The organism is Bacillus sp. HSf4, from assembly GCF_029537375.1.
In the GTDB taxonomy this organism is placed as follows: Bacteria; Bacillota; Bacilli; order Bacillales; family Bacillaceae; genus Bacillus; species Bacillus sonorensis_A.
The window spans coordinates 680,001-698,291 of sequence record NZ_CP120679.1 but is presented as its reverse complement, the minus strand read 5'-3'; the positions used below and the strand labels follow the sequence as shown (position 1 = coordinate 698,291).

Below are 18,291 nucleotides of genomic sequence, written 5' to 3'. Positions count from 1 at the left end.
CTTCCTCCCTAAAATTGTTTTGAAGGTTTACTTGAAACCCAGCCGTAGTCAAACCGTGTTTACAAACTTCATTATAGTTGAGGGCGAATTTTGTGGATATGGCTTATATTGATTAGAATATTGTCTTAAATTGATATCGTATTTTCGGGCAGATTATAAAAAAAATGCCTGCTAAAAATGCGGGCATTTTTTTTATATAATCAAGACTAGTCAGCGGGTTGATCAACTTTTGAGAAGAATTATTTGCTTTTAGCATGATCCCACGATTTCTGAAACTCTTGCAGCAATTGCTCGCGATTCAGCTGTTTTCCGACGTATAGCTGCATTGCAGCGCCAAACTCAGCTTTTACTCCCACAGGAAAACGAAACCAGTTGGAAGATAACGTCTTTCCGGCTTGAGAGTAACGAATCATTTCATCCGCGAGCGGTCCTAAATGGTCAGTCTCGATGTTTTCAAACGCAGGAACATATTTAAAACGTTCCGTCATAAACGTTTTTCCTTGTTTTGAAGAAACCATCCAGTTTAAAAATTTCTTCGCTTCTTTTTTCTTTTCTGGTGTTGCTTGTTTGTTTACAACCCAGTAATTCGGGACACCGACAACTAAGGCATCATTGTTAGGCTCGTCATTAATTGGTATTGGCAGCATTCCTATATTCATATTTGGTGATAGTTGATCAATCATCGGCTGAATCCAGTTTCCTTGCAGTATCATCGCGGCTTGTCCCTTTGCAAATAAGTTCAATTCCATGTTGTAATCTGTTGCGAGCGCACTGTTGTTTCCATATTTCATTGTGACATCGAGCAACTTGATTACATCTTTGAATGTTTGATTATTCTCAATTTTTCTCGTCCCATCATTTAGACCTTTAATAAAAGCAACTGGATCTTCTTGTTGTGCAAAAGCAATACTCAACAGGTGGTCACCCAATTTCCACCCTTCATAATAACCGTTTGCAAAAGGCGTGATCCCTGCTTTTTTCAACTTTTCCGCTGCTGCTATTAATTCAGTTAGCGTATTCGGCAACGTATCAATGCCTGCCTGACGAAATAAATCCTTATTATAAATGAATCCAAAACCTTCTAAATTAAACGGCATTCCGTAAATTTTTCCATTGAATTTCATTGGGGTTAACGTATCTTCATATGCATGTTCAACCCATGGTTGGTCCGTAAGATCCTCCAAATATTCACGCCATTGTTTGCCATGTTCGTATCCAGTGTTTGTGAAGATAGCAGGACCATGACCAGCAGCCATCTGTGCTTTCAGGTCAGAAAGGTCATCGGCAGCCCCGCCTACGGTGTGAATCTGAATATCTACGTTTGGATTTTTCTTTTCATAAACATTGACCATTTGTTCGAACTGTGTGGATATTTCCACTTTCGGATTTCGAACCTTTAATATGATTTTTTCCTCCGCACGTTCCGGCTCTTTTGATATCGGTACCTTCTTCGTCTTCGTCTGACATTCCGAAAGAGATAAGCTTAGTATGCCGACTAAAAACATGTGAAACATCCCTTTTTTCATCGATTCACCCCAATAGTCAAAAGATATCGATCACCTGCTCCCAACTTTCAGCTTCTTCCCGTCGTTGCGGTACTCAAAAGGTGTCATGCCAACGACCTTTTTGAATAATTTTGAAAAGTATTTCTCGTCCTGATAGCCAAGCATTAAGGAAATGGAATAAATACTTTCTTCCGTTTCACTTAACCATCGTTTTGCTTGATCGATTCTTAGTTTCATGATGTATTTGGAAAGAGTCATTCCCGTTTCTTGTTTGAACTTTCTGGATATGTGTTCACGGCTCAAAAAGAACCGGCTTGATAGTTTTTCCAAACTCAATTCCTTCATGTAGTACATGTCAACATAAGAAACAATGTCCTTCATGCGACGGGCGTCATCCAGATCATTTAAACGATGAATCGATCTGAAGTTTTGTTCTTCCACTGCTTTTAGTAAAGACTGAAACGATTTCGGGATCTCTTCCAATGATTTGATTGGTTGACCGGTAACAAGACGAACAGGAATATCAAATTCATGACTTATCCATTCCTCAACAGATAACCATTCGCCCTGTACAGTCATAGCTAAACAAAGACTTTGATCATTCTGAAGCGTAAACGCATTTCCAAGCCCCTGATCGACAAGCTGATCAGCAAGCCGCTGAATGTATGGATCAGAATGGTGCATTTGATAAAAGGAAATGAGTGTAAGGTCGTACTCCTCGGCTGGGGGAAGACATAAAGCCATTTCATTCATGTCGAAAGGTTCCCCGTTGCAAGCGTCGGTAACGAACTGATTCATACGAAGCCTTTTAACATCCTCATAAACACCTGCTTCTTTATATAGACGATCCTCCTCTTCACTCGCCCAGCATTTAACAGCTTCTTCCAACGTTTCATTAAATGCATCAGCTTCAATCGGCTTCAATAAATAATCGAAACTGCCGCACTTAATTGCTCTGCGCATATATGAATAATCGTCAAAACCTGTGATTAAAATGACTTTCCCGGGATAAGACATGGCGTCTAACCACTCCATTAATTCTATACCGCTTATTCCAGGCATTTTCACGTCTGTAAAGACGATCTCCGGATTATCTCTTAAAATCACTTTTTTGGCCTCTTCTCCATTGCTTGCTTCGAAAATATCAGTAATACCGTACTTTTTCCACTGTCCCAAATGCCGGATGACATCACGCACATTAAATTCATCATCTACAATTAGAGCCTTCATACTTTTTCTCATCCTCCTTACAAGATACCAAGTGAACATTTTCTGTTTGGATGACTATGAAACAATCTCTTCTTTTGCAATCTTTGAATCTAAAGGAATCATGAGTCGAACGAAAAATCCATGTCCTTGCTTCCGATCCAGCTCTAGTCCAGCACCTTGTCCATAATTTAGAACTAATCGGTCATGAATATTTTTCAAACCAATATGCTCGTGGGAGTACGTTCCTTCATCAGAAGCCGTATAGATATTTTCCCTTAATGTTTGCAGCTCTTTATGTGTCATACTAGGTCCGTCATTTTCTACCACGAGACTTAACATTTCTCCTTGGATTTCTCCATAAATGTTTAAATGTGAGTGATAGAAACCTTCCTCATAACAGTGTTTAAAAAAGTTTTCAACAAGCGGTTGAAGAATCATACTTGGAATCTTCATTGCCAGGATTGTTTCATTTATTTGAATAGAATAATTTAAACCGCTTCCAAAACGCTCCATTTGAAGGGATAAGTATGATTGTATATACTCTACCTCTTCTCGAACCAATACCCACTGATCTGCCCGAATCGAGTACCGCATCATTTTCGATAAGTGCGTGACCAATTGGTAAACTCTCGGAGAATGGTCTCTTAAGGCAACCGCCCCTATTGATTGTAATGCATTAAATAAAAAATGCGGGTTTACCTGGGATTTGAGCGCTCTGAATTGGTTTTTCCGATTTTCAATTTCCAGTTTATATTCACGTTCAATATGCAGATTGATTCGGTCCATCATGTCCTTCATATGATTTTCTAATAGACCGATTTCGTCTTCTCTGCTGTCATCAAAAGGGACATCCGTATGTCCACCTTCAATTGATTCCACTTTCCTGCTGAGAAGTTTAATCGGACTCGTTATTTTATAAGTAATAATACTTATCATCATTAATCCCAGCACCCCTACTCCTATCCCGACAAGTATGTTTGTGTATGCGGTCTGCCTGACATCTTGAAATAATACGTGACTAGGAGTTATCTTGACCAGTTTCCATTGATTTAGTGGCTCTGATAAGGTTTTGGATAGGATAATATCTTCTTCCCCAACATCTTCAGCTGCATCGATCCTCTTCAGCAAACTAGGGGGAACGGACTGACCTATAAGTGCTTGATTATTTGCATACATGACACGATGATTTGAATCTATCAGTAATACGGATTCTTCTTCATGCTGAGCAACACTTTTGCATATACGTGCATACCCATCTAAATCGAAATCAATTGTAATGATTCCGAGAAATTCATTCGACAGCACATCTACTAATTTATGATGAATCGTCATCACCATTGCGGTATCTGCTTCAGGAACAATTGCGGCATTATTATAATTCTCAATCCGATGCGGAGGCTCAATCATATACTTTACGTTTGAGTTATAAAGTTTCCTCATTGATTGTTCCTTTAATAAATCCGGTTGAGATTTACGTGCACTGACCATCGTATTATAAACAGTAAACGATTCTTTATCCTTATCAATATAAAAGCGGACCTGACGTATTTCGTTTCGCATGAGAGAAAAAGTTTCAATGCTTTTTTCAACAGCAGCCGGATTGAAATAAATGGAATCCTCAAAACCATCTTGAAAAATTCGGTATAAATCAGGAGTCCGATATAAATTATATGGAAGATTGATCTTGTCATGAAAATATTGCTGCAGCTCCTCCGACAATGTCTCCATTTGATCATGACTAACTTCAAGCTCGTGCTCTTCAACACTTTTTTTCGTATATTCATAAATCAAAAAAACGGAAACAAAATACGGCAGGATAATAAAGGTAAACAGCATGAACAATAAACGGCTTCGAATACTTTTCATTTAAAATACTCCTTTCGTGAAAATGGAGTCCAAATTAACATGCCTTTTTCATAAGAGAATTAGAAAGTATGCAAATGACATATAATGAACCTCCATCAAAAGGAGTTCTATTAAAATCAGCAAATTTAAATTGAGTATTAAAAAAATGTTTTTTAACGATTGGGCATCCTAATACTTTTTATTTAAATTTATTTGAATATGTATGTCAACATAGGACAAATAGGTTAAAAAAACATAAAGGATTATAAAATTTCCTTGTTACAGCGCATTTTGAAAACGGTTACCAAAATAAACGAAACCGCTGTCATCATAAGCGAAATGAATCTTACTTACTAGAAAAGTAATTGATTGTTACAATAATGCAGGAAAATATAATTAGTTGTTGTAACAATCTTAATAAATTCCCCATAAAAATATAATTTGTTACGAAATGATGTTATTTTGGGATAGAAACAGTCGTTTGTTTTTAGATATAAAGCGAATGGAGAGATTCTTGGATGAAGTGTTGAAAGAGGCTCAAGGTGTTGCTGAGGATGTTAGCAACGCAAAAATAATATTGAAAAAGAGTAAGAATAAAGAGTTTATTTTAACTGGTTATCCTATAAAATAAAGGAGCTCTAAAAATGTTCGATAATAATTATGATATTCTTGAAGAATTAAGTGATTTCTTTGCTGGAAGGTTTCATCAAGATATGGGTTCTCCAGACCAAGCACTTGAAGAGTTTATTACAGAATCCAGCAAAGAATGCTTGGTTTTCACAATAAAAATTTGTGAAGAATTTTTAAATAGTGACAAATCCGATCAAAAAAAAGAAGACTTTATAAAATCGAATTCGGAGATTTATTATCCTGCAATCGGATTAACTCCTTTACAATGGTTGAAAAGTATAATAGAACAAATGAAAAAAGCTATTTGAAAGAAAACTTGAAAGGCCCTTCTTAATGAAAGGGCCTTTTTTATTTACTTCAATAACGCCGCGAGTTTTGCTTTAGTTTTAGGCCCGTATATTCCATCAGCAGATAACCCGTACATCAGCTGAAACCGTTTGACCGCGTTCGCCGTTTTCGGACCGTAATAGCCGTCAATCCCGTGATTCTTGGCGTTCCTGTTCGGGTAGAAATAAAGACTCGCCAGCGCCTCCTGAATCTGCCGGACAGCCGTTCCTTTCATCATCGGACTTTTCACTTTATAGATGCCGGACGGCAGCTTGTAGGATGATTTTTTTCCGCTTAAAGATGACTTTTTCTTTTTCGCTTCAATGTCCTGCAAAACGTTTTCTGTTGCCGATCCATAAATGTCATCAACCGCTATTCCAGCTTTCAATTGATGGTAAACTATATAATCATAAAGGTTGGAAAGTAGATGAAGTGATTGATGTTCCAGACGAACTTGTTCCAATAAGGATGGTAGCTATATCAGAACAGCACCCCAACGAGGTGAATAATAAATGATTGAAATAAAAGTTTCTGATCCTGTATATCAATTTCTCGGAGGGATTTTCCACCAAGACATTGAATCACCAGAGTCAGCACTTGAAGAGTATTTAGATCAGGTATCCCAAAAGGAACAAGAAGACGATGTAATAGCTCTAACAGAGTTTATAAACAGTGAGTATTCAGAAGAAGAAAAGAATGATTTTATAGAGGAAGCTGCCGATGGTGTAGATTTCCTTAGTTATGAAGTAGCTCCATTAATGTGGCTTAAACAAGTTACTCAAAAAATAAAAAACAATACTTAAATTTTGTAATCACTTACGAGCCCCTTGAAGATTCAAGAGGCCATTTTTATTTCAATAATGCTTCAAGTTTTGCCCTTGTCTTTGGTCCATCAATACCGTCCACAGACAGCCCGTGCATCAGCCGCATCAGCTGTCTTCGGTCCATAATAGCCAGCAGCCCCATACCAGCGAAAAGCCCGCTGCAATCATACAGGTTTTGCAGCGCCTCTGACAATCTCTTTTTTCAGGATAGTTCCTGTGGATTTACTTGTTTGTCTGAAACACGTTTTTTCCCTAGCGTACTGTCGACTTTTTTTGGAATGCATCCAGTTTTTGGCTTGAGTCGCTCCCCTAGGACGCTGAGTGAAAAATGATCAGGAGCTTTTTTTGTAAATAAGAAAAACCCCTTGATTTCTCAAGAGGTTTTTCGCGGAAGCTGGGCTTACATCATGCCGCCCATGCCACCCATTCCGCCCATGTCAGGCATTCCTGCGCCGCCGCCTTTGTTTTCTTCAGGCTTATCGGCAACAACTGCTTCAGTTGTCAGGAACATGGCCGCAACAGATGCTGCGTTTTGCAGAGCTGAGCGCGTTACTTTTGTAGGGTCAACGATACCTTTGTCGATCATGTTCACCCATTCGCCTGTTGCAGCGTTGTAGCCGACACCGATTTCTTCATTTTTCAGGCGTTCAACGATGACAGATCCTTCAAGACCGGCGTTGTGCGCGATTTGACGGATTGGTTCTTCAAGGGCGCGAAGAACGATGTTGATACCAGTCAGTTTGTCGCCTTCTGCATCAAGTGCGGCAACTTTATTGTACACATTGACAAGAGCTGTACCTCCGCCGGATACGATTCCTTCTTCTACCGCGGCGCGTGTAGAGTTCAGGGCGTCTTCAATACGAAGCTTGCGTTCTTTCAGTTCAGTTTCAGTCGCAGCGCCGACTTTGATGACAGCTACGCCGCCTGCAAGTTTAGCAAGGCGCTCTTGTAATTTTTCTTTATCGAACTCAGAAGTTGTTTCTTCAACTTGAGCGCGGATTTGGTTGACGCGGGCCGCGATTTGTTCCGTGTCTCCTGCGCCTTCAACGATCGTTGTGTTTTCTTTTGTGACAACGACTTTAGAAGCGCGTCCCAATTGTGTAATTTCAGTTGATTTCAGGTCTAGGCCTAAATCTTCTGTGATCACTTGCGCACCTGTCAGGATCGCGATGTCTTCAAGCATCGCTTTGCGGCGGTCACCGAATCCAGGAGCTTTTACAGCCACTGCATTGAACGTTCCGCGAAGTTTGTTGAGAACGAGTGTCGCAAGTGCTTCACCTTCTACATCTTCAGCGATCAGAAGCATAGGTTTGCCTTGTTGCACGACTTGCTCAAGCACCGGCAGGATTTCTTGGATGTTTGTGATTTTCTTATCTGTCACTAAGATGTACGGATTTTCAAGAACCGCTTCCATCTTATCAGAGTCAGTCACCATGTAAGGAGACGCATATCCGCGGTCAAACTGCATACCTTCAACCACTTCAAGCTCAGTCGTGAAGCCTTTGGATTCTTCGATTGTGATGACACCGTCGTTGCCGACGCGTTCCATCGCTTCTGCGATCAGGCTGCCGACTTCCTCATCAGCCGCTGAAATCGCAGCAACCTGTGAGATGGACTCTTTGCCTTGGATTGGTTTAGAGATTTCTTTCAGGCTTTCAACCGCTACAGCCACAGCCTGCTCGATTCCTTTACGGACGCCTACAGGATTTGCACCGGCTGTTACGTTTTTAAGACCTTCGCGAATCATCGCTTGGGCAAGAACTGTCGCTGTCGTTGTACCGTCACCGGCAACATCGTTCGTTTTGCTGGCAACTTCAGCAACAAGCTTCGCACCCATGTTTTCGAAAGCATCTTCAAGCTCGATTTCTTTCGCGATCGTTACACCGTCGTTTGTGATTAATGGAGAACCGAATTTTTTCTCAAGAACGACGTTGCGTCCTTTAGGTCCCAACGTTACCTTTACAGCATCCGCCAATGCATCGACACCGCGCAGCATTGAACGGCGGGCTTCTTCGCTAAACTTAATATCTTTTGCCATGTTATCCGAACCTCCTATAATATTGTGTAATGTTTATTTAAGACTTAGCCGATGACAGCTAAAATGTCGCTTTCACGTAAGATTAAGTAGTCAGTACCTTCATATTTCACTTCGGTACCTGCATATTTTGAGAAGATGATGCGGTCGCCTGTTTTAACTTCTAATGCCACGCGCTCTCCGCTCTCTAATACACGGCCTGAACCGGCAGCAACCACTTTACCCTCTTGGGGTTTTTCTTTTGCGGAGTCAGGAAGTACGATTCCGCTAGCAGTTTTTTCTTCAGACTCAACGAGCTCAATGACAACGCGATCACCTAATGGCTTTAACAATGAAACAACCTCCTCAATATTTTCATATGTAATTTTAGCACTCGCATCTGTTGAGTGCTAACACAATTCTTATAATAAAGAATCTCCCAGCTAATTTCAAGTGATAAGGTGAAAATTTTTTACGCTTACATTTTTCCCGTGATACCTTCAGCGACCTATAATTTCAAAAAGGTGTGTTACAATAAACATAGCCTGTTTAGATTTTAGAAAAGGAGTACATACGGCTTGAAAAAACAATACTGGTTTATTATTTTGACATATGTCCTCATGCATCTGTCATCTGTTGTCGGCATTCCCCTCTTGTACTTTTTCGGAGTGGGAAGAGGCATGGAACCCGCTCAAGCGGAGCTTACACTTTCAGGTATTTGGCTGATCATCGCCTTTTCGCTCTGTCTTGTCATCGTGCTGTTGATCTTGAGGACGGCGCCGAAAACGACGCTTCGCAACGGCAAGAAAGCATCTGCCGGCGCATCTATTGCCTGGGCGGTAGGCGGCGTATTCCTCGCTCTGTTTGCCCAGTCGATTGCCGCTTCAATCGAAATGAACCTGCTTGGGGTCAAACCGGAATCGGAAAATACGCAGCACATTATGCAGCTCATTAACACAATACCGCTGATGATATTCGTCTCTTCCGTATTCGGTCCGATTCTCGAAGAAATCATTTTCAGAAAGATCATTTTCGGCGCTATTTACGAAAAAACGAATTTCTTCATTGCCGCTCTGTTCAGTTCAGTGCTTTTCTCGGTTGTCCATATGGATTTCTCACACCTGCTCATTTATGCGGCAATGGGATTTACGTTCGCCTTTTTATACGTCAGAACAAACCGGATTATCGTTCCGATTTTCGCCCATGTCGCCATGAATACGCTCGTTGTATTGATTCAGACTTTCCAAGGGCCTATTGAAGAATATTTGGAACGGCTCGAGAAAATGCAATTGATTATTGGAGGATTTTTATGATGAGAAGCCCTGTGTTTTGGGGGGTCATTTATTTATTGACAGGCGTGCTGTTTACTTACCTGGCATCCACCTCACCGGGAGGCATATGGTCTTTTTACACCATTCTGTTGATGCTTTTCGCCGCCTATAATATCAGTATTTCCTTCAAAATGTTCGCCTTGTCGGGCAGAATGAAGCGAAAAAAATAAAGAGCCCTTTCGAGCCATTCCCTTTCCGCGGGAATGGCTCTTTATTTGCTCTGGTCTTTCAAAAACGCCTGGTTTTCCTCCTGGATGATCGTTTTTTGCGCCTGTCTGTAAGAGATTCTTGAAATCACGATACTGAGCTCATAAAGCAGCAATAAAGGCACAGAAACCATTAAATGAGACAATACTTCAGGCGGTGTGATGAGCGCCGCGATAACAAACAAAACAAAATAGGCGTACTTTCTGATTCTGGACAAAAACATGGGCGTCACCAAACCGAGCCTCGTGATAAACATGATCACGACAGGCATCTGAAACAATAAGCCAAAAGGAAGCGTTAATTGCAGCAAAAACTGAAAATATTCATGAATTCCGATGACCTGATTGACGTTCAAATCATCGGAGATCCTCGTCATAAAATCGACGACAAACGGAAATAAAATAAAGTAAGAAAAGGCAATGCCGCCTAAAAAAAGTATGATCGATACCGGAATATAGCTGAGCGTCACTTTACGCTCTTTTTGATACAGCCCGGGGCTGACAAAAGCCCACAGATGATATAAAAGAAGCGGCGAAGTCAAGACAGCGCCGATGATGAAAGCAAACTGCACATACACAAACAAAGGGTCAGTCAGCTTAAACGCGTTAAGCGTGAGCAGCTTTGCTTCATCCGTCTGCTGCAGATAAATGATCAGCGGCTTTGCCAAAAAAAAGCCTGCTGCAACAAAAACGACAAAAAAGAAAAAAATCATCATGAGTCGTCTTCGAAGTTCTGTAATATGTTCTACCAGCGACATTTCTTTTCCCTTCATAAATGTCATCCTATCTTACTGATCTTCCTTCTTTTTATCCGTATCGTCGTCAGCCAACCCTTTTGTCGCATTTTTAAATTCCCGCAGCGTATTTCCGGCCGCTCTTCCAAGCTCCGGAAGTTTTTTCGGGCCGAATACTAAAAGCGCCACCACGACGATTAAAATAAAGCTTCCAGGACCGATTGGCATCAATGCCTGCCCCCTTTCCTTTACTTTTAAGCTTCCCGTTTTTCACTTGTCATTCATTGAATAATGCTTCAGAAAATACACGAGTGACTGCAGTTCAACCGCCAAATCTATATGATGAATTCGAATGTGGTCCGGCACATTCAAACGAGCCGGCGTAAAATTTAAAATCCCTTTAATGCCCAGCGCGACCAGCCTGTCTGTGATGGATTGCGCGGCTTGGGCCGGAACCGTCAAGATGGCGACGGGAATGTCATCCGTCATATGTTCTTCAAGGGCGTTTAAGTCATAGACCGGAACGCCGCCCACCTCGGTGCCGATTTTATTCTCATTGATGTCAAAAGCCATGGCAATTTTCGTATTGTTGTTTTTGATGAAATTGTAATGGAGAAAGGCTGTCCCTAAATTCCCCACACCGATGAGTGTTACGTTTGTCATTTCATCCTGATCAAGCGTCTTTCTGAAAAAGGACAACAGATAATTGACATTGTAGCCGTAACCTTTTTTGCCGAGGGCGCCAAAGTAGGAAAAATCCCTGCGTATGGTAGCGGAATCGACCTTGACGGCATCGCTCAGCTCAGCGGATGATACACGCTGTTTTCCGGATGCATGAAGGTTTTTTAGAAAACGATAATATAACGGCAGCCGTTTTGCTGTCGCTTGCGGAATTTTTGAATGATCCATGTTCATAGACGATCCTCCATGTTTACATCAGCTTTTTCCTTTTTGTAGCCACCGTTTTTCCCGCCAGTCTTTTCGAGAAGACATGTCGGTCCTATCACCATTCCCTTATCCGCCGCTTTGCACATGTCATAGACGGTCAACGCACAGACGGAGGCGGAAGTTAACGCTTCCATTTCCACACCTGTACTCCCTCTCGTCTTGACTCTAGATTGAATATGCAGCACGCTTTTCTGTTCTTTTTCCTCCCACCGAAAGGCAATATCAACTCCCTTGAGCGCGATCGGGTGGCACATCGGGATGATGGCGGAAGTTTGTTTTGCCGCCATGATTCCGGCAACCTGAGCCACTGCCAGCACATCGCCTTTCCCGATTTCCCGGTTGTTGATTTTTTCATGTACTTCTTTATTCATGGACACACTTGAGACGGCTACTGCGGTGCGGACTGTAGCTTCCTTTTCACTGATGTCAACCATCCTCGCTCTGCCCTGTTCATTAAAATGTGTAAATTCATTCATGATCAAAACTCTCCTTATAACGATCATACACTATTTTTTTCGTTCTGTCTTTTTCTTTTGGTTAAAATCTTCCAGACTTCACTTAATTGTTTGCTGACTGCCGGTTGATAGGCTACACTTAAAATAGCAGACAAGAGGTGAAATATCATGATGATCTTGCAAGTCAATCAGCTCGCAAAATCGTTTGGGGCTGATACTATTTTAACGAATATAAAGCTGGAAGTCAGATCAAAGGACAGGATTGCGATCGTCGGACGCAACGGAGCCGGAAAATCGACTTTCTTAAAAATCATCGCAGGAAAGCTGTCATATGAAAAAGGTGAAATCATCAAGCCGAAAGATTTAACGATGGGCTACCTGGACCAGCACTCAGGGCTTGATTCAAAGCTGACGATTAAGGAAGAACTGCTGTCGGTATTTGAATTTCTCAAGAAAATGGAACAAGAGATGCGTTCGATCGAAGAGCAAATGGCGCATGCTGATCCGGGCAAGCTGAACTCTTTAATGAAAACTTATGACAGGCTGCAGCAGGAGTTTAAAGACAAGGGCGGCTACCAATATGAAGCCGAAGTCAGATCCATCATGCACGGACTTGGTTTTGCCGGGTTTGATGATAACGCCCGCGTTCAGGACTTGAGCGGAGGACAGAAAACGCGGCTCGCTCTCGGTAAAATGCTTTTGACAAAGCCCGATCTCCTCATTCTCGATGAGCCGACGAACCACTTGGACATCGACACGCTGACATGGCTTGAACAATATTTGCAAAACTACAGCGGAGCGATTTTAATCGTGTCCCATGACAGATACTTTCTCGATAAAGTTGTCACACAAGTTTACGAGATTTCCCGCTCCCAGAGCAAAAAATATATCGGAAACTACAGCTCTTATCTTAAATTGAAGGCAGAGCATCTTGAAAAAGAAACGAAGCTGTATGAAAAACAGCAGGATGAAATCGCCAAGCTGCAGGACTTCGTCGACCGCAATTTAGCCAGGGCTTCAACGACAAAGCGCGCACAGAGCAGAAGAAAGCAGCTTGAACGGATGGAAGTCATGGATAAACCGCTGGGTGATGAAAAGTCGGCGTCCTTTCGCTTTGACATTTCAAGGCAAAGCGGAAACGATGTGCTGCGGGTTCAGGATTTAACCGTCAGCTATCAGGATCAGCCCCCGCTTCTCCGCTCGCTCGATTTCCACATTACCCGCGGTGAAAGTGTGGCGCTCGTCGGACCAAACGGAATCGGCAAATCGACTCTGCTTAAAACGCTGGTAGATAAACTGAAGCCTGTATCGGGAGCGATTGCGACAGGCTCGCATGTCACAATCAGCTACTACGATCAGGAACAGGCTGAACTGACATCGTCAAAACGCGTGCTCGACGAGCTTTGGGACGACTATCCCGAGATGAATGAGAAAGACATTCGAACTTGTCTCGGCAACTTTCTATTCTCCGGAGACGATGTGTTAAAGCCGGTACACGCTTTAAGCGGCGGGGAAAAAGCGCGGCTCGCTCTCGCCAAGCTGATGCTCCAAAAAGCCAATTTTCTTATTCTTGATGAACCGACAAACCATCTTGATTTAGACAGCAAAGAAGTATTGGAAAACGCTTTGATCGATTATCCGGGAACGATATTATTCGTGTCTCATGACCGCTATTTTATCAATAGAATCGCTACGAAAGTATTTGAGCTCTCCCCTGAAAAAATCGAGGAGTATCTGGGAGACTACGATTACTACACAGAAAAAAAAGCACAGCAGCTTGAGCTCGAACAGCTGGAAAAACAAAAAGCAGATGAGCCCAAGAAAACAGCTTCTGAAAAAGCGGGCGCGAAACGCAGCTATGAAGAAGAAAAGGAATGGAAAAGAAAAGAACGACAGCGACAGCGCCGCATTGAAGAAATCGAAACAAGAATTACGGGTATCGAAGGGCAAATCGAAAAAAATGAAGAACTTCTTTGTGAACCGGATGTCTTTCAAGACCATGAAAAAGTTCAGGATATCCACTCCGAAAACGAAAAGCTCAACCTCGAGCTTGAACAGCTGTTATCGGAATGGGAAGCACTTTCTACAAATGAATAAATGAAAAGCAGACCGCTTCATATTATGAAGCGGTTTTTTGTCCACAAAAGAAAACCTTTGTTATTAAGAAAGAAAACGTTTTACCCACAATATCCACAAAAAACATAATGTTTATACACATTATCAACAAGTAAAAAAGGTCTATAAAATAGGCTTTATTAAATTATACACAAGGCTGTGGATGTGTGTTAATAATTTGTTAATAACTTTTACCGCGTAAAAAAACCCCACTTACGTGAGGTTTTGATAAGAAGTCAGCTCAAGACCGGGGTTGCCATTCATATCATATCTTCCCCTGATTCCTTTTTCAAAAGCGACGGTTCCTGCCGCGGCGATCATCGCTGCATTATCTGTGCATAGCGAAAGAGGCGGAATCAGAAGCTCAATCTCCGGATGGTTGCTGAATGTCTGTTCAAGCGCCGTTCTAAGCCCTTTGTTTGCCGCAACCCCTCCGGCCAGCAAAACCTGTTTGACGCCATAAGCCTTTGCCGCACGTTCCGTTTTGGTTACGAGCACATCAATGACGCTTTCTTGAAAGCTTGCGGATAAATCCTCCGGCGATATGGTTTCACCTTTTTGCGAAGCATTGTGAAGCGTGTTGATAACCGCTGATTTAAGTCCGCTGAAGCTGAAATGATATGAGCCCTCTTCAAGCCATGCACGCGGCAATGGCACGTTTGCATCACCCTGATGTGCGAGCTTGTCTATATGCGGACCTCCCGGATATGGCAGCCCCATTGTTCTCGCTACCTTATCATAGGCTTCACCCGCCGCATCATCAAGCGTTTCTCCTATGACTTCAAACGATCCGTGTTCCTTCATATACACGAGTTCTGTATGCCCTCCGGAGACGACGAGTGCAAGCGCCGGAAAATCCATTTCCTGAACAAGACGGTTCGCATATATATGACCGGCAATATGGTGAACACCTACCAACGGAATGTTGCGGGCGAAGCTCAGCGCTTTTGCCGCATTTACCCCGATTAATAGTGCGCCGACAAGACCGGGTCCTTCCGTTACCGCAATCGCATCAATGTCATCAAAATCCATTCCCGCCTGTGAAAGAGTTTCCTCCAGCACAATCGTGATTTGCTCCACATGATGACGGGACGCGATTTCCGGAACAACGCCCCCAAACCGCTTGTGGCTTTCAATTTGCGATGCGACAACATTAGCGACAATCTCTGTTCCATTTTTCACAATCGCTGCGGCGGTTTCATCACAGCTTGTCTCAATTCCCAATACATACAGATCTTTTTTATGATTCATTTAGTCTCACCCACATGATCAACGCATCTTCTCCATTATCAGTATAGTAATTTTTGCGAATGCCTCCCGGCTGAAAACCGAGTTTTTGGTACAAGCTTTGCGCAATATGATTCGATACCCTCACCTCTAATGAAAGCTGCTCCGCCTTTTTCATCCGGCACAGCTTCATGGCGGCTTTTAACAGAGCCTCGGCAAAACGGCGGCCCCTGTGTTCAGGTGAAACGGCAATATTCGTAATCTGTGCATCATCCATCACGATCCAGATGCCGCAGTAGCCAATGACTTGTTCTTCGATTTCAAGAACAAGGTAATGTGCATACATATTGTGATCAAGCTCATGGTGAAAAGACTCTTTTTTCCACGGTGATGAAAAAGAGCGCCTTTCAATTTCAAACACTTGATCCACGTCTTTTGGCGTCATTTCACGTATGACCATTTGTGTATTCATGGCTTCACCCGTTTATTTTTGTTTTTCCAGCCAAACAGCTTCCGCTTCGGCCAGCCGAATATAGTTTGGAACAAGGCCGTGTACAGGTTCAGGCTCTTTAAGCTCTCCGATCAATGCCAGCTCAGAAGGACGCGGAAGCTGCAGGGCAGGCCCTGCAATCACCGCTTGGTCGCCCATTATCTGCTTAATCAAATCTTTGTGGATGTCCGTATCATGGCCCAGGAACAGGACTTGCTGCTCCATGTCTTTCAGCTGTTTAAGCCAATCTTCAAGCAGGATATTTTGATCTTCTTTTAAAGCCCGCAATACACAGTTTTGATCATATTGATACAGCCCTGTATAAACCTGTCCGCGTCTTGCGTCAAACAATGGACAAATCAGTCCGGAGAAAAAACGGCCGCCCGCAGCCAGCACCTCAAGGCTGGAAACAGCTGCAACCGGAATATTTAACGACCAGGCAAGCGTTTTGGCTATCGTGACGCCAATCCGGACGCCTGTATAAGATCCAGGTCCTTTGGCAACGACAATTTTGCTCAAGTTCCCTGGCTCAAGTCCGCATTCCTTCAACAGCTCATCAATCGCCGGCATTGCCCTGACCGAATGATTTTTTTTCAAATGGGAAATATGCTCGGCCATCACCTTTCCATCCCTTGTTAAGGCAACACCAAGCGTTAAATTGGATGTATCAATCGCAAGTATCGTCATGTTCGCTTATCTCCTTGCAAAGATTTTCGTATCTGGCGCCTCTTGGAGAAAAGGTCAGTTTTCTCTCATCATCACCTATCCGTTTGATGACGATGTCAAGCCGTTCTTTCGGAAGCTGCTCCTCAATCAGATGGGCCCACTCCACTAGGCAGACGCCGTCTCCTTCAAAGTACTCATCTAGTCCGAGATCTTCGGCCTCATCTTCAACTCTGTAAACATCCATATGATACAGGGGAAGAGCGCCGTCGCGGTATTCTTTTATGATGGTGAAGGTCGGGCTGCTGACAACCCGCTGGATGCCGAGTCCTTCCGCAAACCCTTTCGTAAAAGTCGTTTTCCCGGCTCCAAGATCGCCTTCTAATGTCATGACATCGCCAGGCTGAACGTATCTTGCAGTCAATCTGGCAATGTCTTTTGTCTGTTCAGGTTCTGTCGTTTTCCATTCTACTGTTTTCACCTTTATGTCACCTGTCTTATTTAAAATGATTATATCCTTTTTTCTCAAGGAGTACGCAATCTTGTCCGCTGTGATAGAAAACTTGGGCATCCCCGGATTGACGAATGCGCCCGATTTGACAAACCGGAATCCGATGCTTAGAGCATTCTTCATAAAAATGCTCCCACTGATCGCTTGAAATCGTACCGACAAGTTCGTAGTCTTCGCCGCCGAACAAGACCCACTCTTCCCATCCGTTGTGCAGTGTATGTAAATCTGAATGTACAGGGATTAAATCTTGATATATGTCAATTGAAACACGGCTTGCTTCAGCAATTTCATTGAGCTCGCTGGCAAGTCCGTCGCTGATATCATTAAGCGCCACATGTTGATAGCGCGAACAAATTAAACCGGCTTCGACTTTCGGTGTCGGCCTTTTATGACGTGCAATAAAATATTGCGCCTGCCGCTCATCTTTGACCGGTATTTTCTCTAATAAAAAGGACAGCCCCGCCGCTGATGAACCGAGTTCCCCTGTTACAAAGACGACATCCCCCGGCTGAGCGTGGCTTCTGAGGCAGGCTGTGCCCTTTTTGATCTCACCGATCACCGTTACGGTTATCACCATTTGTCCGTTCGTCGCTACGGTGTCACCGCCGATTAAATCCATTTGGTATAGTTTCGCCAGCTGGTTCATTTCTTCATACATCGCCTCAATATCCGCGTCGTTCCATCCGGAAGGGACGGCGATTGAAACGAGATAAAATTTCGGAAAGCCTCCCATAGCAGCAACATCACTTATATTCACAGCCAATGCTTTATAGCCGATTTCAGCCGGTGTTGAATGCGAGGAAAGAAAATGGACACCGTCGACCATGGTATCGAGGCAAACAATCTCCTGATATCCGTTCTTTGAATGGTAAACAGCGGCATCGTCTCCAATGCCGATTTCGATTTCCTGATGAGAAAGCGAACGGGGCGCAATCTTGTGAATCAGCTCAAATTCATCCATAAGATAACATGCTCCTTTGCTGTTAAAAGCGGCAAATCAAATACTATCACTAGTTTATCGAATTTACTGCAATAAAGAAAGCTTGGCAGAGCCAAGCTTTAAAAATGATGGGAAAGAAGACATAAAAAAAACGAAATATCTCGATTTCGTTTGTGTACAACATGGCGGTCCGGACGGGACTCGAACCCGCGACCTCCTGCGTGACAGGCAGGCATTCTAACCAACTGAACTACCGGACCATTTCGTTATGTTTAACATTTTGGCTGTTAATTTAAATTTGGTTGCGGGGGCAGGAT

Annotated in this window: 19 protein-coding genes, 2 tRNA genes and 2 pseudogenes (1 of these 23 cut by a window edge); 5 read left to right on the top strand and 18 right to left on the bottom strand. The window is 42.9% G+C overall.

All coding sequences use genetic code 11. The features are described 5' to 3' along the window. Positions 1-239: 239 nt before the first annotated feature. The 3 genes from P3X63_RS03520 to P3X63_RS03510 are packed head-to-tail and all read right to left on the bottom strand — an operon-like array spanning position 240 to position 4,580. On the bottom strand, positions 240-1,526 hold the full coding sequence (locus tag P3X63_RS03520) for an ABC transporter substrate-binding protein (RefSeq protein ID WP_026589758.1): 1,287 nt from the start codon (positions 1,524-1,526) through the stop codon (positions 240-242). A gap of 30 nt (positions 1,527-1,556) precedes the next feature. Next, positions 1,557-2,747 (bottom strand): helix-turn-helix domain-containing protein, encoded by a 1,191-nt coding sequence (locus P3X63_RS03515; RefSeq protein WP_277692463.1) that lies wholly within the window; start codon positions 2,745-2,747, stop codon positions 1,557-1,559. A gap of 42 nt (positions 2,748-2,789) precedes the next feature. Further along, a complete protein-coding gene (locus tag P3X63_RS03510; RefSeq protein WP_277692462.1) occupies positions 2,790-4,580 on the bottom strand; it encodes a sensor histidine kinase in 1,791 nt (596 codons plus the stop codon). Positions 4,581-5,203: 623 nt separating this feature from the next. Here P3X63_RS03510 and P3X63_RS03505 point away from each other — a divergent pair. Next, on the top strand, positions 5,204-5,497 hold the full coding sequence (locus P3X63_RS03505) for a contact-dependent growth inhibition system immunity protein (protein WP_077735443.1): 294 nt from the start codon (positions 5,204-5,206) through the stop codon (positions 5,495-5,497). Positions 5,498-5,541: 44 nt separating this feature from the next. On the opposite strand, the pseudogene P3X63_RS03500 reads toward P3X63_RS03505, so the two are convergent. Continuing rightward, positions 5,542-5,907: pseudogene (locus P3X63_RS03500) on the bottom strand (peptidoglycan-binding domain-containing protein); the annotation flags it as partial. Positions 5,908-6,028: 121 nt separating this feature from the next. Between P3X63_RS03500 and P3X63_RS03495 the strand changes: the two are divergent. Further along, positions 6,029-6,319: a contact-dependent growth inhibition system immunity protein gene (locus tag P3X63_RS03495; protein WP_077735444.1), complete on the top strand. Its 291-nt coding sequence runs from the start codon at positions 6,029-6,031 to the stop codon at positions 6,317-6,319. Positions 6,320-6,365: 46 nt separating this feature from the next. Here the strand turns inward: P3X63_RS03495 and P3X63_RS03490 are convergent. The 3 genes and pseudogenes from P3X63_RS03490 to groES form a co-directional block, all read right to left on the bottom strand. After that, positions 6,366-6,480 (bottom strand): annotated as a pseudogene (locus tag P3X63_RS03490) (peptidoglycan-binding domain-containing protein); the annotation flags it as partial. A gap of 260 nt (positions 6,481-6,740) precedes the next feature. Beyond that, positions 6,741-8,378 (bottom strand): chaperonin GroEL, encoded by a 1,638-nt coding sequence (gene groL, locus P3X63_RS03485; RefSeq protein WP_026589780.1) that lies wholly within the window; start codon positions 8,376-8,378, stop codon positions 6,741-6,743. A 44-nt stretch (positions 8,379-8,422) separates the two neighbouring features. Then, complete coding sequence (groES, locus tag P3X63_RS03480; RefSeq protein WP_003179248.1) at positions 8,423-8,707, bottom strand: co-chaperone GroES; 285 nt, start codon at positions 8,705-8,707, stop codon at positions 8,423-8,425. 225 nt (positions 8,708-8,932) lie between these two features. On the opposite strand from groES, the gene P3X63_RS03475 reads away from it, so the two are divergent. Both P3X63_RS03475 and P3X63_RS03470 read left to right on the top strand, forming a co-directional pair. Continuing rightward, positions 8,933-9,667 (top strand): CPBP family intramembrane glutamic endopeptidase, encoded by a 735-nt coding sequence (locus P3X63_RS03475; RefSeq protein ID WP_026589781.1) that lies wholly within the window; start codon positions 8,933-8,935, stop codon positions 9,665-9,667. Next, the gene (locus tag P3X63_RS03470; protein WP_277692884.1) at positions 9,667-9,855 is read left to right on the top strand and encodes a YdiK family protein; all 189 of its coding nucleotides are present in this window, start codon (positions 9,667-9,669) and stop codon (positions 9,853-9,855) included. Before P3X63_RS03475 ends, P3X63_RS03470 begins: the two co-directional genes overlap by 1 nt. 41 nt (positions 9,856-9,896) lie before the next feature. Here the strand turns inward: P3X63_RS03470 and tatC are convergent, their stop codons facing one another. The 4 genes from tatC to moaC are packed head-to-tail and all read right to left on the bottom strand — an operon-like array spanning position 9,897 to position 12,049. Continuing rightward, positions 9,897-10,673 (bottom strand): twin-arginine translocase subunit TatC, encoded by a 777-nt coding sequence (tatC, locus tag P3X63_RS03465; protein ID WP_142246033.1) that lies wholly within the window; start codon positions 10,671-10,673, stop codon positions 9,897-9,899. 6 nt (positions 10,674-10,679) lie between these two features. Continuing rightward, on the bottom strand, positions 10,680-10,853 hold the full coding sequence (locus tag P3X63_RS03460; RefSeq protein WP_026589783.1) for a twin-arginine translocase TatA/TatE family subunit: 174 nt from the start codon (positions 10,851-10,853) through the stop codon (positions 10,680-10,682). 42 nt (positions 10,854-10,895) lie between these two features. After that, positions 10,896-11,540, bottom strand: coding sequence for a redox-sensing transcriptional repressor Rex (locus P3X63_RS03455; protein ID WP_026589784.1), 645 nt, complete (start codon positions 11,538-11,540; stop codon positions 10,896-10,898). Then, the gene (gene moaC, locus P3X63_RS03450) at positions 11,537-12,049 is read right to left on the bottom strand and encodes a cyclic pyranopterin monophosphate synthase MoaC (RefSeq protein WP_277692461.1); all 513 of its coding nucleotides are present in this window, start codon (positions 12,047-12,049) and stop codon (positions 11,537-11,539) included. Before moaC ends, P3X63_RS03455 begins: the two co-directional genes overlap by 4 nt. Positions 12,050-12,196: 147 nt before the next feature. Here moaC and P3X63_RS03445 point away from each other — a divergent pair, with 147 nt between their 5' ends. Then, on the top strand, positions 12,197-14,125 hold the full coding sequence (locus P3X63_RS03445) for an ABC-F family ATP-binding cassette domain-containing protein (RefSeq protein ID WP_277692460.1): 1,929 nt from the start codon (positions 12,197-12,199) through the stop codon (positions 14,123-14,125). A gap of 231 nt (positions 14,126-14,356) precedes the next feature. Here the strand turns inward: P3X63_RS03445 and tsaD are convergent, their stop codons facing one another. From tsaD to P3X63_RS03410, 7 genes are all read right to left on the bottom strand, one after another. Further along, the gene (tsaD, locus tag P3X63_RS03440; protein ID WP_026589787.1) at positions 14,357-15,394 is read right to left on the bottom strand and encodes a tRNA (adenosine(37)-N6)-threonylcarbamoyltransferase complex transferase subunit TsaD; all 1,038 of its coding nucleotides are present in this window, start codon (positions 15,392-15,394) and stop codon (positions 14,357-14,359) included. Then, entirely contained in the window at positions 15,384-15,842 is a 459-nt protein-coding gene (gene rimI, locus P3X63_RS03435) for a ribosomal protein S18-alanine N-acetyltransferase (protein ID WP_277692459.1), read from the bottom strand. The genes tsaD and rimI overlap by 11 nt, the downstream gene beginning before the upstream one ends. 12 nt (positions 15,843-15,854) lie before the next feature. Next, positions 15,855-16,547 carry a tRNA (adenosine(37)-N6)-threonylcarbamoyltransferase complex dimerization subunit type 1 TsaB gene (tsaB, locus tag P3X63_RS03430; RefSeq protein WP_026589789.1) on the bottom strand — a complete coding sequence of 231 codons (693 nt, stop codon included), beginning with the start codon at positions 16,545-16,547 and terminating at the stop codon, positions 15,855-15,857. Continuing rightward, positions 16,528-17,004, bottom strand: a complete 477-nt coding sequence (gene tsaE, locus P3X63_RS03425; RefSeq protein ID WP_026589790.1) for a tRNA (adenosine(37)-N6)-threonylcarbamoyltransferase complex ATPase subunit type 1 TsaE — start codon at positions 17,002-17,004, stop codon at positions 16,528-16,530. Before tsaE ends, tsaB begins: the two co-directional genes overlap by 20 nt. Before the next feature lie 16 nt (positions 17,005-17,020). Continuing rightward, positions 17,021-17,995 (bottom strand): thiamine-phosphate kinase, encoded by a 975-nt coding sequence (gene thiL, locus P3X63_RS03420; protein WP_026589791.1) that lies wholly within the window; start codon positions 17,993-17,995, stop codon positions 17,021-17,023. A gap of 162 nt (positions 17,996-18,157) precedes the next feature. Continuing rightward, a tRNA-Asp gene (locus tag P3X63_RS03415) sits at positions 18,158-18,234 on the bottom strand. Between the two features lie 39 nt (positions 18,235-18,273). Beyond that, positions 18,274-18,291 (bottom strand) — tRNA-Met (locus P3X63_RS03410); it runs 59 nt beyond the window's last position.

Excerpts from the sequence above, each read along its gene's own strand:
- P3X63_RS03470 (WP_277692884.1), top strand. The coding sequence starts at position 9,667 with ATGAGAAGCCCTGTGTTTTGGGGGGTCATTTATTTATTGACAGGCGTG.
- P3X63_RS03515 (WP_277692463.1), bottom strand. The coding sequence starts at position 2,747 with ATGAGAAAAAGTATGAAGGCTCTAATTGTAGATGATGAATTTAATGTG.
- P3X63_RS03445 (WP_277692460.1), top strand. The coding sequence starts at position 12,197 with ATGATGATCTTGCAAGTCAATCAGCTCGCAAAATCGTTTGGGGCTGAT.
- tsaB (WP_026589789.1), bottom strand. The coding sequence starts at position 16,547 with ATGACGATACTTGCGATTGATACATCCAATTTAACGCTTGGTGTTGCC.
- tatC (WP_142246033.1), bottom strand. The coding sequence starts at position 10,673 with ATGACATTTATGAAGGGAAAAGAAATGTCGCTGGTAGAACATATTACA.
- P3X63_RS03495 (WP_077735444.1), top strand. The coding sequence starts at position 6,029 with ATGATTGAAATAAAAGTTTCTGATCCTGTATATCAATTTCTCGGAGGG.
- P3X63_RS03505 (WP_077735443.1), top strand. The coding sequence starts at position 5,204 with ATGTTCGATAATAATTATGATATTCTTGAAGAATTAAGTGATTTCTTT.
- tsaD (WP_026589787.1), bottom strand. The coding sequence starts at position 15,394 with ATGAATCATAAAAAAGATCTGTATGTATTGGGAATTGAGACAAGCTGT.
- P3X63_RS03460 (WP_026589783.1), bottom strand. The coding sequence starts at position 10,853 with ATGCCAATCGGTCCTGGAAGCTTTATTTTAATCGTCGTGGTGGCGCTT.
- groL (WP_026589780.1), bottom strand. The coding sequence starts at position 8,378 with ATGGCAAAAGATATTAAGTTTAGCGAAGAAGCCCGCCGTTCAATGCTG.
- rimI (WP_277692459.1), bottom strand. The coding sequence starts at position 15,842 with ATGAATACACAAATGGTCATACGTGAAATGACGCCAAAAGACGTGGAT.
- P3X63_RS03520 (WP_026589758.1), bottom strand. The coding sequence starts at position 1,526 with ATGAAAAAAGGGATGTTTCACATGTTTTTAGTCGGCATACTAAGCTTA.
- moaC (WP_277692461.1), bottom strand. The coding sequence starts at position 12,049 with ATGAATGAATTTACACATTTTAATGAACAGGGCAGAGCGAGGATGGTT.
- thiL (WP_026589791.1), bottom strand. The coding sequence starts at position 17,995 with ATGGATGAATTTGAGCTGATTCACAAGATTGCGCCCCGTTCGCTTTCT.
- P3X63_RS03455 (WP_026589784.1), bottom strand. The coding sequence starts at position 11,540 with ATGAACATGGATCATTCAAAAATTCCGCAAGCGACAGCAAAACGGCTG.
- P3X63_RS03510 (WP_277692462.1), bottom strand. The coding sequence starts at position 4,580 with ATGAAAAGTATTCGAAGCCGTTTATTGTTCATGCTGTTTACCTTTATT.